General features: G+C 66.6%; 12 protein-coding genes and 1 pseudogene. 4 read left to right on the top strand and 9 right to left on the bottom strand.

Features of this window, described 5'->3' with window-relative positions; all coding sequences use genetic code 11:
- Positions 1-33: 33 nt before the first annotated feature.
- From L0U82_RS12065 to iolB, 4 genes are read left to right on the top strand one after another with little or no spacing between them, the layout of a single operon-like run.
- Positions 34-2,103: a bifunctional 5-dehydro-2-deoxygluconokinase/5-dehydro-2-deoxyphosphogluconate aldolase gene (locus L0U82_RS12065; RefSeq protein ID WP_233831252.1), complete on the top strand. Its 2,070-nt coding sequence runs from the start codon at positions 34-36 to the stop codon at positions 2,101-2,103.
- A complete protein-coding gene (gene iolD, locus L0U82_RS12070) occupies positions 2,100-4,082 on the top strand; it encodes a 3D-(3,5/4)-trihydroxycyclohexane-1,2-dione acylhydrolase (decyclizing) (protein WP_233831254.1) in 1,983 nt (660 codons plus the stop codon). The genes L0U82_RS12065 and iolD overlap by 4 nt, the downstream gene beginning before the upstream one ends.
- 10 nt (positions 4,083-4,092) lie before the next feature.
- Entirely contained in the window at positions 4,093-5,010 is a 918-nt protein-coding gene (gene iolE / locus L0U82_RS12075) for a myo-inosose-2 dehydratase (protein ID WP_233831256.1), read from the top strand.
- Positions 5,007-5,807 (top strand): 5-deoxy-glucuronate isomerase, encoded by an 801-nt coding sequence (iolB, locus tag L0U82_RS12080; RefSeq protein WP_233831258.1) that lies wholly within the window; start codon positions 5,007-5,009, stop codon positions 5,805-5,807. Before iolE ends, iolB begins: the two co-directional genes overlap by 4 nt.
- A gap of 33 nt (positions 5,808-5,840) precedes the next feature.
- On the opposite strand, the gene L0U82_RS12085 is transcribed toward iolB, so the two are convergent.
- From L0U82_RS12085 to L0U82_RS12125, 9 genes and pseudogenes are all read right to left on the bottom strand, one after another.
- Positions 5,841-6,554: an ABC transporter ATP-binding protein gene (locus L0U82_RS12085; RefSeq protein ID WP_233831259.1), complete on the bottom strand. Its 714-nt coding sequence runs from the start codon at positions 6,552-6,554 to the stop codon at positions 5,841-5,843.
- 302 nt (positions 6,555-6,856) lie between these two features.
- Positions 6,857-7,603: pseudogene (locus L0U82_RS12090) on the bottom strand (ABC transporter ATP-binding protein); the annotation flags it as partial.
- Positions 7,604-7,724: 121 nt separating this feature from the next.
- Complete coding sequence (locus tag L0U82_RS12095; RefSeq protein ID WP_233831261.1) at positions 7,725-9,056, bottom strand: branched-chain amino acid ABC transporter permease; 1,332 nt, start codon at positions 9,054-9,056, stop codon at positions 7,725-7,727.
- Entirely contained in the window at positions 9,049-9,987 is a 939-nt protein-coding gene (locus L0U82_RS12100) for a branched-chain amino acid ABC transporter permease (protein ID WP_233831264.1), read from the bottom strand. The genes L0U82_RS12095 and L0U82_RS12100 overlap by 8 nt, the downstream gene beginning before the upstream one ends.
- A 57-nt stretch (positions 9,988-10,044) precedes the next feature.
- Entirely contained in the window at positions 10,045-10,494 is a 450-nt protein-coding gene (locus L0U82_RS12105) for an acyl-CoA thioesterase (RefSeq protein ID WP_233831267.1), read from the bottom strand.
- Between the two features lie 43 nt (positions 10,495-10,537).
- Positions 10,538-11,686, bottom strand: a complete 1,149-nt coding sequence (locus tag L0U82_RS12110) for an iron-containing alcohol dehydrogenase (RefSeq protein ID WP_233831271.1) — start codon at positions 11,684-11,686, stop codon at positions 10,538-10,540.
- A 358-nt stretch (positions 11,687-12,044) separates the two neighbouring features.
- On the bottom strand, positions 12,045-12,575 hold the full coding sequence (locus tag L0U82_RS12115) for an NUDIX domain-containing protein (RefSeq protein WP_233831274.1): 531 nt from the start codon (positions 12,573-12,575) through the stop codon (positions 12,045-12,047).
- A 171-nt stretch (positions 12,576-12,746) separates the two neighbouring features.
- The gene (locus tag L0U82_RS12120; protein ID WP_233831278.1) at positions 12,747-13,778 is read right to left on the bottom strand and encodes a threonine aldolase family protein; all 1,032 of its coding nucleotides are present in this window, start codon (positions 13,776-13,778) and stop codon (positions 12,747-12,749) included.
- Between the two features lie 290 nt (positions 13,779-14,068).
- Positions 14,069-15,727, bottom strand: coding sequence for a YbfB/YjiJ family MFS transporter (locus tag L0U82_RS12125; RefSeq protein ID WP_233831281.1), 1,659 nt, complete (start codon positions 15,725-15,727; stop codon positions 14,069-14,071).
- Positions 15,728-15,787: the final 60 nt, after the last annotated feature.

Below are 15,787 nucleotides of genomic sequence, written 5' to 3' on the forward strand. Positions count from 1 at the left end.
CCGGCCGCCGCGCTCAAGCTACCAGGACTATTCATGGCTCACTCCAGCACTTCCAGCAGCAGCGAAAGCGGCACGCGAGGGAACATCGCAAGCAACCCCGCGGGCGGCAGCCGCTTTGCGCCGGGACGCAGCCGCGACATCGTTTGTCTCGGCCGGCTCGCGGTCGATCTGTACGCGCAGCAGGTCGGCGCGCGGCTCGAAGACGTCGCGAGCTTCGCGAAATATCTCGGCGGCTCGTCGGCGAATATCGCGTTCGGCTGCGCGCGGCTCGGGCTCGACGCGGCGATGCTCGCGCGCGTCGGCGACGATCATATGGGCCGCTTCCTGACCGAGACGCTCGCGAAGGAAGGCTGCGACGTGAGCCATGTGCGCATCGACCGTCAGCGGCTGACCGCGCTCGTGCTGCTCGGTCTGAAAGATCGCGATACGTTCCCGCTGATTTTCTACCGCGAGAACTGCGCGGATATGGCCGTCGACGAAGCGGACTTCGACGAGGCGTTTATCGCGTCATCGAAAGCGTTGCTGATTACCGGTACGCACTTCTCGACCGAACAGGTCGATCGCACGAGCCGCCGCGCGCTCGACTACGCGCGCCGTAACGACGTGCGCACCGTGCTCGACATCGACTATCGGCCAGTGCTGTGGGGCCTCACGGGCAAGGCGGACGGCGAAACACGTTTTGTCGCCAGCGAAGGCGTGAGCGCGCATTTGCAGCGCATCCTGCCGCTGTTCGATCTGGTGATCGGCACCGAGGAAGAATTCCGCATCGCCGGCGGCAAGACCGACCTGCGCGATGCGCTCACGATGGTGCGCGCGGTGACCCCGGCGACGTTGGTGTTGAAGCGCGGGCCGCTCGGCTGTCAGATCATCGACGGCGACGTGCCCGCTTCACTCGACGATGCGCCGATTCACGGCGGCGTCGAGGTCGAAGTGCTGAACGTGCTCGGCGCGGGCGATGCGTTCGCGTCGGGTTTTCTGTCCGGCTGGCTGCGCGATCAGCCGCTCGATGCGTGCGCGCGCGCCGCGAATGCGAGCGGCGCGCTGGTCGTGTCACGGCACGGCTGCGCGCCGGCGATGCCGACACCGGCCGAACTCGACTACTTCCTGCGCGAAGCACAAGCCGATCCGCAACGGATGCGCCGTCCGGATCGCGACGCGAAGCTCGCGCGTCTGCATCGCGTGTCGCCGGCTCGCAAGCAGTGGGACGAAGTGCTCGGCTTCGCGTTCGATCATCGCAATCCGTTCTTCGAACTCGCGCAGCAAACCGGCGCCGACGAAGCGCGTATCGCGCAGTTGAAGAACCTGTTCGTCGAAGCGGTCGCGCAGACCGAACGCGAGTTGAATCTGCAAGGCCGCATCGGCGTGCTGATCGACGACCGTTATGGACAGGACGCGTTGAACGCCGCGACCGGACGCGGCTGGTGGATCGGCCGGCCGGTCGAATTGCCGGGCTCCGTGCCGCTCGTGTTCGATCACGGCCGCTCGGTCGGCACGGCGCTGATCGCATGGCCACAGGAACACGTGGTGAAGTGCCTCGTGCAGTTTCACCCGGATGAGCCGATCGAACAGCGGCTCGAACAGGAAGCGCAATTGCGCGCGCTGTACGACGCGACTCAGGCAAGCGGTCACGAGCTATTGCTCGAAGTGATTCCGCCGAAACATGCATCGCTGCCGCAAGGGTCGGACATCGTGTATCGCGCGCTCAAGCGTCTGTACAACCTCGGCCTCTATCCCGAGTGGTGGAAGCTCGAACCGATGGATGCCGCGCAATGGCAGGCCGTCGACGCGTTGATCGCCGAGCGCGATCCGTATTGCCGTGGTGTCGTGCTGCTCGGTTTGTCGGCGGCCGTCGAACAGTTGACCGAAGGCTTTCGCGCGGCCGCGCAATCGGCGACCTGCCGCGGCTTCACGGTCGGCCGCACGATCTTTCACGAGCCGAGCCATGCATGGCTGGCCGGCGAAATCGGCGACGACGAACTGGTGGCGCGCGTGCGCCGCACGTTCGAAACGCTGATCGCTGCATGGCGAGGCGCGCGCGGTACGCCGGCCGCACCCGGCACCGTGGGCACATCGCATCATGTTCATCAGGAGCAGGCCGCATGAACGAGCGCATCCTCCATGACGACGCGTTAGCCGCGAGCGCCGTCGACCCGCATGCGCCAACGCATGTGAAAACGGGCGGCACGATTCGCCTGACGATGGCGCAGGCGCTGGTGCGCTATCTCGCCGCGCAACGCGTCGTCACTGAAGACGGCAACGGCGTCGAGCCGCTATTCGGCGGCGTGTTCGCGATCTTCGGTCACGGCAATGTCGCGGGAATAGGCGAAGCGCTATATCAGCATCGCAGCGAACTGCCGACGCTGCGCGCGCATAACGAACAGGCGATGGCGCACAGCGCGATCGCCTTCGCGAAAGCGCATTTCCGGCGCCGGATGATGGCGGTGACGACATCGATCGGGCCCGGCGCGACCAATCTGCTAACTGCCGCCGCGCTCGCGCACGTGAACCGCTTGCCGGTGCTGCTGCTGCCCGGCGATATCTTCGTGTCGCGCGCGCCCGATCCGGTGTTGCAGCAGCTCGAAGATTTCGGCGACGGCGGCGTGTCCGCCAACGATGCGTTCAAGCCGCTGTCGCGCTACTTCGACCGCATCGTGCATCCGGCGCAATTGCTGAGCGCGCTGCCGCGCGCGTTGCGCGTGCTGACCGATGCCGCGCTGTGCGGGCCCGTGACGCTCGCGTTGCCGCAAGACGTGCAGGCGCAGGCGTGGGATTTTCCGGAAGACTTTTTCACGCCGCGTGTCGTGCGCTTTCATGCGCCCGCGCCACGCGTCGACGATATCGACGCCGCCTGTGCGCGTCTGCGGCACGCGAAGCGTCCGTTGATCGTCGCGGGCGGCGGCGTGCTGTACAGCCGCGCGGCCGATGCACTGCAGCGCTTTGCCAGCGCGCATGGCGTGCCGGTCGCGGAAACGCAGGCCGGCAAGAGCTCGCTCGCATGGAACGATCCGCTGAACACCGGCGCGCTCGGCGTGACCGGCTCGCCGGCGGCGAATGCGCTCGCGCACGATGCCGACTGCGTGCTCGCGATCGGCACACGTCTGCAGGACTTCACGACGGGTTCGAACACGCTGTTCACGCAGGCCGACGTGATCGCGATCAACGCGAATGCGTTCGATGGCCTCAAGCATCGCGGCTTCGTCGTCGAGGCCGATGCGAGACTCGCACTCGATGCGCTCGCCGAACCGCTGCAAGGCTGGCACGCGGAGCGCACATGGACCGCGCGTGCGCACAAGCTCGCGTCCGGCTGGCGCGACACGGTCGGCTCGCTCACGCACGCGCCGCAACGCGACGCGGTGCTGCCGTACGAAGGCGACGTGATCGGCGCGGTACAACGCTCGAACCCGCATTCGGCCACCGACGACATCGTCGTGTGCGCGGCCGGCACGCTGCCCGCCGATCTGCACAAGCTGTGGCGCGCGGGCCGGCCGGGCGCATACCACGTCGAATACGGCTATTCGTGCATGGGCTACGAAATCGCCGGCGGCCTGGGTGTGAAACTCGCGCGGCCCGATCGCGAAGTGATCGTGATCCTCGGCGACGGCAGCTATCTGATGATGAACAGCGAGATCGCAAGCTCGGTGATGCTCGGCGCGAAGCTGATCATCGTCGTGCTCGACAATCGCGGCTTTGGCTGCATCAATCGATTGCAACAGGCGTGCGGTGGTGCGCCGTTCAACAATCTGCTCGATAACTGCGTGCACGGACCGGCCGGTGTGCCGCACATCGACTTCGCCGCGCATGCGCACGCGCTCGGCGCCAATGCCGAGCATGCGGGCAATATCGCGGAACTCGAAGCAGCGTTGCAACGCGCACGCGCGGCGGATCGCACGTATGTGATCAGTATCGATACCGACCCCGCCCGCACCACCGAAGACGGCGGCTGGTGGTGGGAAGTCGCGGTGCCGGAAGTCTCGTCACGCGATGCGGTGCGCGACGCGCGCGCCAAATACGACGCGCAGATCGCGGCGCGCACCGCGCCGCCTGCACCGCCGCGGCACCACGACCACGGCGACCACGAATGAGGACCTGCGCATGACTGCCTTCGACGTACGCATCGGCATCAACCCGCTGTCGTGGATGAACGACGACCTGCCGTCGCTCGGCGGCGAAACGCCGCTCGAACTCGCGCTGACCGAGGGGCGCCAGATCGGCTACCAGGGCTTCGAACTCGGCAACAAGTTTCCGCGCGAGCCGCGCGCGTTACAGGCACTGCTTGCGCAGTACGACCTCGCGCTCGTGTCCGGCTGGTACTCGGGACAGTTGGCCAAACGCAGCGTCGCGGAAGAAATCGCGGCGGTGGGTCCGCATCTCGAACTGCTCGCGTACAACGGCGCGACGGTGATGGTGTATGGCGAAGTCGCCGATTCGATTCAGGGCGCGCCGCGGCCGCTGTATCAACGGCCGCGCTTTTTCAGCGACGCGCAATGGGACGCGTACGCGGCCCGTGTCGACGAATTCGCGCGTTATACGCTGTCGCGCGGCGTGCGGCTTGCGTACCACCATCATATGGGCGCGTATGTCGAGACGCCGGCCGATGTCGATCAGTTGATGGCGCGCACGAGCGATGCCGTCGGCCTGCTGTTCGACGCCGGGCACATCACGTTCGCGGGCGGCGATGCGCTCGCGGTGCTCGACCGGCACATCGCGCGCGTGTGTCACGTGCATTGCAAGGACGTGCGCCCGGCTGTGATGAAGCTCGCGCGCAATCGCAACTGGAGCTTTCTCGACGCGGTGATTGCCGGTGCATTTACGGTGCCGGGCGATGGCGCGGTGAACTTTGCGGGCATCATCGACAGGCTGAAGCGGCACGGTTATTGCGGCTGGCTGGTGGTCGAAGCGGAACAGGACCCGGTGGTCGCACCGTCGTTCGAGTACGCACAGAAAGGCTTCAGGACATTGCGCGCGCTCGTCGATGCACCGCTCGACGGCGCCAACAGGGAGGCAGCATGAGCTTATTGGTGAAGGCCGAGCGCGAAGGCCAGACGATCGCGCGCGTCACGCCGCAGTCGGCCTGCTGGCGTCATGTGGGATTCGCCGCGTATCGGCTCGGCACGAACGAAGTCGTGCACGTGTTCGAGACCGCGCGCGAGAGCTGCATCGTCGTGCTCAGCGGCGCGGTCGATATCGAAACGCCGGACGCGACATGGAGTTCGCTCGGTTCGCGCGACAGCGCGTTCGAGGATGCGGCGCCGTACGCGGTGTATCTGCCGCCGAACGTACGCGCGATGGTGCGCGCATGCCGCGATGCGGAGATCGGAGTCGGCAGCGCGCCGGCCAAAGGCGAGTACCCGGCACGGCTGATCGAGCCCGCGTCGATGAAGCGCTCGACACGCGGCAAAGCGCTGAATACGCGCTACGTCTGCGATATTCTTCCGCAGACCGAGCCGGCCGAAGCGTTGCTGGTCGTCGAGGTCAGAACGCCTGGCGGTCATGCGTCGAGCTATCCGCCGCACAAGCACGATACCGACAACATCCCGCAAGAAAGCTCGCTGGAGGAAACCTACTATCACCGGCTCGATCCGCCGCAAGGCTTTGCGTTCCAGCGCGTGTACACCGATTCACGCGATATCGACGAATCGATGGCCGTCGAGGATCGCGACGTCGTGATGGTGCCGCGTGGCTATCATCCGGTCGTCGTGCCGTATGGCTACGATTCGTACTATCTGAACGTGATGGCGGGCAATCAGCGGGTCTGGCATTTTCATAATGATCCGGCGCATGAGTGGATTATTAATAAGGATGCTTGAGGGGCTCCGCGTGATCCACATGGATCACGTGCATTAGCCGACGCCCAGCCACTCGCGCATCACGTCCTCGCGTGCGAGAAACGACGCGAGCGTGCCGTCGAACACGATCTCGCCGTGCCCCATCACGGCGACGCGGCTCGCGACTTCCCGCGCAATCGCGAGACGCTGCTCGATCAGCAGCATCGCGACGCCGCGATCGCGCAATGTCCGCAGACAATCGGCGACTTGTGCGATCACGAGACTCGCCAGACCTTCGCCCGGCTCATCGATCAGCAGCAAATCGGGGTCACCGAGCAGCGCCCGCGCGAGCGCGAGCATCTGCTGCTCGCCACCCGATAACGCCCCCGCGCGTGTGCGTCGACGTTCGGCTAGCACGGGGAAGAGCGTGTACGCGTCGTCGAGGGTGAAGCGTGGTGTGCGGCTGCGAGCGCGCGGCGCGATACCGAGTAGCAGGTTTTCGTGGACGCTCAGCGCCGCGAATACGTCGCGATGTTCAGCTACGTACCCAAGGCCGAGACGCGCGATTTCGAAGGTGCGCAGACCAGCGAGCGAACGGCCCGCGAAACGCAATTCGCCATCGCTGCGCACGAGGCCCATGATCGCGCGCGCGAGCGTCGAGCGGCCCGAGCCGTTGCGGCCGACCAGCGCGATTGCTTCGCCGCGCTCGATGCTTAGTGTGACGCCGTGTAGAGCCTGACTTGCGCCGTACCATGCGTTCAGGTTGCGGATGTCGAGCAGCGGGGTCATTGGGGTGAGCCTTTGTGGGTGTCGCGCGCTGGGTGTCTTGGCTCTTTGTTCTGCTGCTCTTTGTTCTGCTGGTCGTTGCCCGTTTCGTTGTCCACCTGCTTGCGGGTTTCGGTGTTTGCTTCGGTGTTTGCTTCGTTGCCTGCCTTGTTGGGTGCGTCGTTGCCTGATTCGTTGTCCACTTGCTTGTGTGCTTCCTTGCCCGCTTCTCTGGCGCTCTCCGTGCCTCGCCTTCCACCCGCCCCGCCCATGCGTCCACCCTTGCTTTCGCCCTCGCGTGCGCCGGCCCACGCATCCTCCCGTGCCCCGACCTGCTCACCCAGATACGCCGCGCGCACCGCCGCATCCGCGCGAATCGCCGCCGGCGAACCGCTCGCGATGATGCGCCCCTGCACCAGCACCGAAATGCGATCGGCAATGGCGAACACGGCGTCCATATCGTGCTCGACCATCAGCAGCGTGCGCCCCGCGGTGGTCGCGCGAATCAGTTCGATCGCGCGCGCGGCTTCCGCGCGGTTCATGCCCGCGGTCGGTTCATCGAGCAGCAGCGTATGCGCGCCGCCCGCGAGCGCGATGCCGAGATCGAGCGCGCGCTGTTCCGCATAGCTGAGCGTGCCGGCCACCGCGTCGCGGCGCGCGCCGAGGCCGACCGCATCGAGCACCTCCGCGGCGCGCGCATCGACTGCGGACGATCCGGTCAGCCGCTGCCACCAGCGCGTACGGTCGCGCTCGGCGAACTGCGCCGCGCAGCGCAAGTTGTCGAACACACTGAGCCGAGCGAATACGCTCGTGCTCTGAAAGCTGCGCGCGAGCCCGCGCCGCGCGATCGCGGCCGGTGCGAGCCGCGTGATATCCGCGCCGAACAGATGGATGCGTCCCGCGCTCGGCCGCGCGCCGCCGGCGATCAGATTGAATAGCGTCGATTTGCCAGCGCCGTTCGGACCGATCAGCGCGTGCCGCTCGCCGGGCTCGATCGCGAGATCGACGCCGCGCAGAATGCGCGTCGAGCCGAAACGCTTTTCGATGCCGTAGAGCGCGAGCGCGGGGATCATTGTGATGCTCCTGCGTGCTGCACGGCGTGCGCGTGACTGGCAAAGGCCGCGTGAGCGCGGGTCGTTTGGCGCGTCGCCAGCAGGATCAATGCGGCGAATGCGCGAAGCAGAAGCGCGTGCATCATTGCGGGCCTCCCAGGCGCTGCGCGACGCGCGCGCAACCAGCGAGGCCCGCATGCGCGCGGATCGCGCGGCGCGTCGCCAGCACGGCCAATGCAGCAAGTACGCCGAGCAGCAGCACGAGCTTCAGCGTCGACAGTCCAGGCACACCACCAACATCCATCCCAGCACCGCTCACCCCAAAGATCGCGCCCAACCCCACACCCTCGTCCACACCGAACTGCACCGCGTAAGCCCATTGCACCGCGAGCACGACAACCGCGAGCCACAGCAGCACACCTGCCGCGCTCCACAGATAAGCCGCCCGGCAACGCCGCCAGCCGTGCACCGCAATACGCGCCGCGTGCCGTGCACCGAAACCGGCGAGCCCATCGGGCGCCACGCTGACGACAACCACAAAAAACAGCCCGAGATAAAACAGCCACGCCCGCGTGACGCTCGCGACGATCACGCTGAGAAACGTCAACACGATAGCCCCCGCGACCGGCCCGAAAAACGCCGACGTCCCGCCGATCACCGTCGCGATCAGCACCGCTCCCGAGCGCATCATGCCAACGCTTTCGGTCGACACGAGTTCGATATCGATCAGCGCGAGCGTGCCCGCAATGCCCGCGAAAAACGCTGACAGCACCACGACGCCGTAGCGCACCCGCGATGGATAGCAGCCGATCGCCGCCGCCCGCACCGGGTTGTCGCGCACCGCGTTCGCCATGCGCATGAACGGCGTGCGCGGCAGCGCGAACATCGCCACGACCGCGGCGACACACCACAGCGCGATCAGCGCATAGGCTTCGCGCGCCGGACCGAAGCTCCAGCCGCCGATAGAACCAACGAGGCGCGGGCCGCTCGCGCGATCGATCGCAACGCCCGCCTCGCCGCCGAACCAGCCCGGCAAGGTCCACGCGGCCGCGGCGACGAGTTCGCCGAGGCCGAGCGTGATCATCGCGAACGCGGTGCCCGAACGCCGCGTCGCGATAAAGCCGAGCAGCACGCCGCACAGCGCGCCGCCGATGCCGCCGACGAGCGGCAACAGCACCAGTGGCACGTCGCCCGCGTTGAACACGCGCGCGGCGATCAGCGCGCCGAGTCCCGCATATGCGGCATGGCCGAACGACAGCAGCCCGGTTTCGCCGAGCAGCAGGTTGTACGACAGCGCGAACACGATCATCGTCGCGGTCTGTGCGAGGTACGCGAGCAGCCAGCTATGCGGCCAGATGAAAGGCGGTACGGCCAGAAAGATAACGAGCGCCAGCCACGGCGTGAGCACGCGGCCACCACCGCGAAGCGGCCGCGGGTTTTGCACCGCGTCCGGCGATCCCCCGCGCTTAGGCATGATCGTCCCGCCGTCCGGCGAGCCCGCGCGGTCTGAATGCCAGCACCGCGACCAGCAGCAGATAAGGCAGCAGCGGCGCGAGTTGCGCGAGCGTCAGCACGTCCCACTCGGGCGGCAGCGCCGCACCGGCGAACGACGCCACATCGCCCAGCGACACATCGCTCGCGACCGCCAGCGTCTGCACGCAACCGACCAACAGCGATGCAAGCAGCGCCCCGCTCAACGAGCCAAGCCCGCCGATCACGACGACGACGAACACGATCGAGCCGAGCGATTCCGCCATCGCCGGTTCGATCACGAACAGCGGCGCGCCGATCACACCGGCGAGCGCTGCCAACGCGGTGCCGGCCGCGAACACGCCGGTGAATACGCGCGGCACGTTATGGCCGAGCGCTTCAACGGCCTGCGGATGGTTGAGCGCCGCGCGCACGATCAGCCCCGTCTTCGACACGCGCAGCACGGCGACGAGCACCACGAGCATCGCCAGCGACACCGCCATCATGAACGCGCGATAACGCGTGAAAATCGCTCCGTACAGCGCAAAAAGCGGACCGTCGAGCACGGCCGGAATCGACGCGGACAGCGGGCCGAGCCCCCAGCCGAGCTTGACCAGTTCGCCGAGCAGATACGCGGCGCCGAACGTCAGCAGCAGCTCGGGCAGGTGACCGTGGCGGCGCACGCGCCGCAGCAGCCAGCGTTCGAGCGCCGCGCCCAGCAGGCCGACGACGAGCGGCGCGAGCACCAGCGCGCTCCAGAACCCGGCGCGCGCGGCCACCGAAAAGCCGACATACGCGCCGAGCATGTAGAAGCTCGCATGCGCGAAATTGAGTACGCCGAGCATGCTGAAAATCAGTGTCAGCCCGGCCGACAGCATGAACAGCAACAGCCCGTAGCTAAGGCCGTTGAGCAGATTGATGACGAACGACTGCACGCGCGTGGTCTACCTGTGATTCGTCTGGGGTTGATCGTGTTTCGCCGGCATTGCCGTTCAGTCCCCCTGTGTTGGATCACACAACGGTTCAAGGGCCGCGCGCAGTTCGGGCGGCAGGCTCACCGGACGGCGCGTTACGCGATCGACGTACACGTGCACGAAATGCCCTTGCGCGGCGGGCGCATCGTCGCCCTCCCTGAAGAGGCCCACTTCGTAGCGCACGCTGGACACGCCGAGCCGCGCGACCCGCAAGCCCGCATCGACACGATCCGGAAACACCAGCGGCGCGAAGTAGTTGCACTGCGTTTCGACGACGAGGCCGATCGTCGCGCCATGCTCGAAATCGAGCACGCGCGCGCGGATCAGATACTCGTTCACGACCGTATCGAAATAGCTGTAATAGACGACGTTGTTCACGTGACCGTACACGTCGTTATCCATCCAGCGGGTCGGGATCGGCAGGAAATGCGGATAGGCGGCGCGCGAGGCCGGGGCGGGTCTGTTCATTGGCAGTAGCGGTTTGTCGATACGTGGGTCAAGGCAAGGCGGCTCAAAGCGATTCGGTCAGCATGCGGCGATAGTCGTCGGCGCTCGCTTCGCGCGGATTCGTGCGATGGCAATGGTCGAGCAGCGCGCCCTGCACGACCTTGTCGAACATGCTTTCGTCGACGCCCATCTGTTTGAGGCCGGTCGGCAGACCGAGCCGCGAGGTCATGTCGAACAGCGCCTGCGCGAGATCGGCATGCTCAGGCAAGCCCATCACACGACGCATCCGCGCGAAACGGCGCTCGGCGACCACGCTCGGCGCGCGCTCGTTGAAACGCAGCACCGCGGGCAGCACGACCGCGTTCAGCGTGCCGTGATGCAGCGACGTGCGGCCGTTCACCTTCAGCCCGCCCAACGGATGCGACAGCGAATGTACGCAGCCGAGACCCTTCTGGAACGCCATCGCGCCCTGCATCGACGCGCTCATCATGTTCAGCCGCGCTTCGCGATCGCCGCCGTCCGCGCACGCGCGCTCGATGCTGGCCCACGCGCGTTCGAGGCCGTCGAGCGCGATGCCGTCGGCGGGCGGATTGAAGGCCGGCGCGAGGAAGGTCTCGATGCAATGGGCGATCGCGTCCATACCGGTCGCGGCCGTCAGGCCCGGCGGCAAACCGAGCGTCAGCCCCGGATCGCACAGCGCCGCTTTCGGCAGCAGATGCCACGAGTGAAAGCCGAGCTTGCGGCCGTCGTCGAGGATCACGATCGCGCCGCGCGCGACCTCGCTGCCGGTGCCGGCGGTGGTCGGAATCGCGATCAGCGGCGCGGCGGCGGCGGTGATCTTCGCGCTGCCGCCCTCGATCGTCGCGTACTGCGTGAGCGGCCCCGGATGCGTGGCCGAAATCGCGACGCCCTTCGCGAGATCGATCGACGAACCGCCGCCGACCGCGATCAGCCCGTCGCAGCCCTCGTCGCGATAGACGTCGGCGGCGGCCAGTACCATGGCTTCGGTCGGGTTCGATGGGGTATCGTCAAAGAGCGGCACATTGCCGAGCTGCAACGCGTCGAGCGCGCGCCGCGCGATGCCGGCCGCGACGACGCCCTTGTCGCTGATCACGAGCGGACGCTTGATGCCGATGCGCGCGCATTCGGACGGCAGTTCCGCCAGAGCGTCGTAGCCCAGATGAATGTGGGTCAGGTAGTAGATGTAGGCCATGCCGCTTCTCCCTGAGCGTGAGCTCATTGACCGCTGATTGACGTGGATGAACTGTTCGTTGATTGGGTTGCTGTGGTGTTTGGGGTGGGTTGTGCTGAGTTTGGGGTGTGTGGTTGTCTCTGTCGTTGCTGTTGTTGTAGTCGTTGTCTCTGTAGCTGTCGTCTCGGTCGCCGTCGTTGTCGTCATGTAACGCGTTGGTCGCCATGGCTGGCAATGCCCCCGGCTTGCGCATCGCACGGCACAACCGGCTGTCGCGCGTCGCGCTCTCCCGATTGCTCCAGCCCCGCCCAGAGTTGCAGTTCGACTGCGTCGACGTTCCCGCCGCCGACGCGCCTCTTCCCGCATCCGCTCGCGCGTCCTACTGCCCCGGCCGCTCGACGAACTCGAACGGCAAACCGCGCCGCCGCATCCACTCGCCGAGTGCCTGGCCGGTGCCCGCGCGCCACGGCCGCAGCTTCGCCGGCTCGACGAGCCGGTATTCGAGCAACTCCGGCGACAGCGAGATCGTCCCGTGCGCCCTCACGTGATACGCGATGATCAGTTCGTTCTTGCGGATGAATTCGTAGACGCCGATCAATTCGACCGTCTCCGTATGCAGCGACGTCTCTTCGAGCACTTCGCGCGCGATGCCCTGCTCCGGCGTTTCGCCGTTTTCGAGGAAGCCGGTGATCAGCGCGAACATTCCCTCCGGCCATGCGGCATTGCGCGCGAGCAGGATCTTGCCTTCGTACTCGACGATCGCGGCAACGACCGGCAGCGGATTGTTCCAGTGGACGTAGCCGCACTCGGCATCAGGGCAGCTCTGGCGCACGCGCCCGCCCTCGTGTTCGGGGTCGGTGCGTTCGGTCAGAGGTTTGGCGCAGCGGGGACAGAATCGATACTCGGTCATGGCGGGAGGCGTCTCTTTCTTTTCGTGTGTGTGGCTGATTGGTGATTGCTGATTGTGGCTGACAACGGCCGGCAGCGGCTGGGTGCGGTTCGATGATTGCGTGGCAACCGCTGTCAACATTCCGCCGCGCGCGTCGCCTTACATTACGCGCTTCACATCAGGCGCTTCACATTACGCGTTACACAGTTCGCGCACCTCGGCGGCAAAGCGCTCGACTGTGTCCGGCTGCGTGTCCCACGCGCACATCAACCGGCAGCCGCCGGCGCCGATGAACTCGTAGAACTTCCAGCCGCGCGCACGCATCGCCTTGGCAACGAGCGGCGGCAATTGCGCGAAAACCGCGTTCGATTCGCTCGGAAACATGATGCTCACGCCCGGAATTTCCTGCAACCGCATCTGCAGCAGACGCGCCATCGCGTTCGCATGACGCGCGTTGCGCAGCCACACGTCGTTGTCGAGCAGGCCGAGCCACGGCGCGGAAATGAAGCGCATCTTCGACGCGAGTTGCCCCGCCTGCTTCAGGCGATAGGCGAAATCATCGGCCAGCGCGCGATCGAAGAACACCACCGCCTCGCCGACCGGCAAGCCGTTCTTCGTGCCGCCGAAGCACAGCACGTCGACACCGGCGCGCCAGGTAATCTCGGACGGATGCACGTCGAGCGCGGCGACCGCGTTCGCGAAACGCGCGCCGTCCATATGCAGCTTCAGATGGCGGCGCTTCGCGATCGCGGCGATCGCGCGCACTTCCTCGACGCTGTAGACGGTGCCGACTTCAGTCGATTGCGTCAGCGTGACGACCTTCGGCTTCGGATAGTGGATATCGGCGCGGCGCGTGACGACCGCCTCGATCGCATCGGGCGTGAGCTTGCCGCCGATGCCCGGCGCCGTCAGCAACTTCGATCCGCCGGAGAAGAATTCGGGGCCGCCGCATTCGTCGGTTTCGATGTGCGCGAGTTCGTGGCAGATCACCGAGTGGTACGACTGGCACAGCGACGCGAGCGCCAGCGAATTGGCCGCGGTGCCGTTGAACACGAAGAACACTTCGCAATCGGTCTGGAACAGGTCGCGCAGACGGTCGCAAACCTGGTTGGTCCAGGAGTCGTCGCCGTAAGCCGGCTCGTGGCCGCTGTTGTTGGCGGCGATCAGCGCGTCGAGCGCTTCGGGACAGATGCCGGCGTAGTTATCGGACGCGAAATGTTGCATGGTGGCGCGAAGCGCCCGGCGACAGGCGCATGGGATGACCGAAAGCGGTCATTTTAGTGCGAGCGTGCGATATTTGGTTTATGGGTGGCGGGCTTTTGGAAGTGGGTGGGTAGGAAGCTGGATTGGCTCGGCGCGCGGCAACTTGCGAATCTCCAGCTCCAGCGTATTGCGGACTTGCCCGTGAGGCGCTGCAGGTGCTGGAGCGGGGGTATTGAACTGAGGTATTGAACCGAACTCAGGTATTGCCCCCCGGGATTGAATGAGTCACCGGTATTCATCGAGCCGGCCGGTTAGTTGCAGCCGCAATCGGGCATGCGGCTATAGCCGCGCGGCACGCGCGCCACCACGACGAGCCCCACCGCCCCCGCGATCAGCGCGCCGGCCGCCAGCCACAACGCCAGCGAGAACGATCCCGTGTGCGCGGCAATCGGCGCGGCCACCAGCGGACCGGCGATCTGACCGATGCCGTAGGCCGCCGTCGCGTATCCCATCAATCCGGCCGCGTCGTCGCCGCGCAGACGCCGCGCCTCGCGCATCGCAAACAGCGTGATCGCGGTGAACGGCAGGCCGATCAGGATGCTGCCGAGCGAAAACCCGCCCGCCGTCGGCCAGACGATGCCAAGCGCAATCCCGATCGCCTGCAGCACATAGCTGCCGGCAAGCAGCGCGCGGTTGTCCCAATGCACCGGCAAACGCGCGGCCAGCAACGCGCCGACGATCAGCGCAGCGCCGAACATCGGCCAGAACAGATCCGGCCACGACGAACCCGGCAACGCATGACGCGCGATGACGGGCAGGAACGTCGCCGTGATGATGTAGCCGAAGCCGGGGATGCCGTAGAGCAGGATCAGCCAGAAGGCGTCGGCGCGATGTGCGGTGGGGGGCGTTTGGGTGTGGTGGGTGGGGGCGCGCAGGCTGGCGGCGCGCTGGGTAGTGGCGTGTTGGGTGGCAGCCTCCTCGGTGGCGGTGTGCTTGCCGGTGGCTTGCTGGATGACGGCCTGCTGGGTGGTAGCCTGCTGCTGGCTGGCGGCGTGTTGGGTAGTGGCGTACTGGGTGGCGGCCCCCTCTGTGGCGGTGTGCTGGCCGGTGGCTTGCTGGATGACGGCTTGCTGGGCGGTGGCCTGCTGCTGGCTGGTGGCGTGTTGGCTGGCGACATAGCTCGGTGCGCCGCGGGTTGCGGCACTAGCATCCACCGCGCTCTGGTTTGGCGCAGAGCTGTCCGCCGCACGCCGCGCTCCTCGCGCCACGGCGTCAGCGCCGCCATCGCGCACCGCCCCTGCGTCCGTCCTAGCCCCGTCCCTCGCCCTCGTGCTGGCCCCTGCCCTTGCGCTCCCCTGCTCACCCGGCGCAGCGCCAAACACCGACCAGACCAGCACCGACAGCACCGCGCCGATCACCGCAAAGCCGATCCAGCCGAGCGCCGCGCCATAGCCGCCCGCCGCGCTGACCAGCAAGCCCGTGCCGACGATGCCCACGCCCGGCCCGGTATAGATCACGCCGCTCCACGCATTGGCGCCGAGTTCGGCGAGCCGCCGCAAGCCCCACTGCGACGCAAACACGAAAGTCCACGCGCTGACCGCCCCGGCGATGAAGCGCGCGAGCGCCCACACCCAGAACTGGTCGGCGACGCCCATCACCAGCGTCAGCAACACGGTCGCGACGAGCCCGACTCGTACCATGCGCGCCGGTTCGATCCGCAAAGCCGCGCACGTGATTGCGCCGATGAAATAGCCCGCGTAGTTAAAAGAGGCGAGCCAGCCGCCGTGCTGGATGTCGAGCTGCGGCTGGCCTCCCGCGATGCCGTGCAGCATCAGCGGCAGCAGCGGCGTGAACGCGAAGCGCCCGATGCCGATCGCCACCGCGAGCGTCACCATGCAGGCAAGCGCCGCGCGCCGCGCAGCGTGAGGTTCGTGGAAGCGCTCGTACGCGTGGGAAGCAAGGTCGGTCATGATCGGCATCCAGCAACAGTGAGTTGAATCAATGCTAGCTTGACCAAGTGATCTCGAAAA

Origin of the sequence: Paraburkholderia sp. ZP32-5 (assembly GCF_021390495.1) — a bacterium.
Lineage (GTDB): Bacteria > Pseudomonadota > Gammaproteobacteria > Burkholderiales > Burkholderiaceae > Paraburkholderia.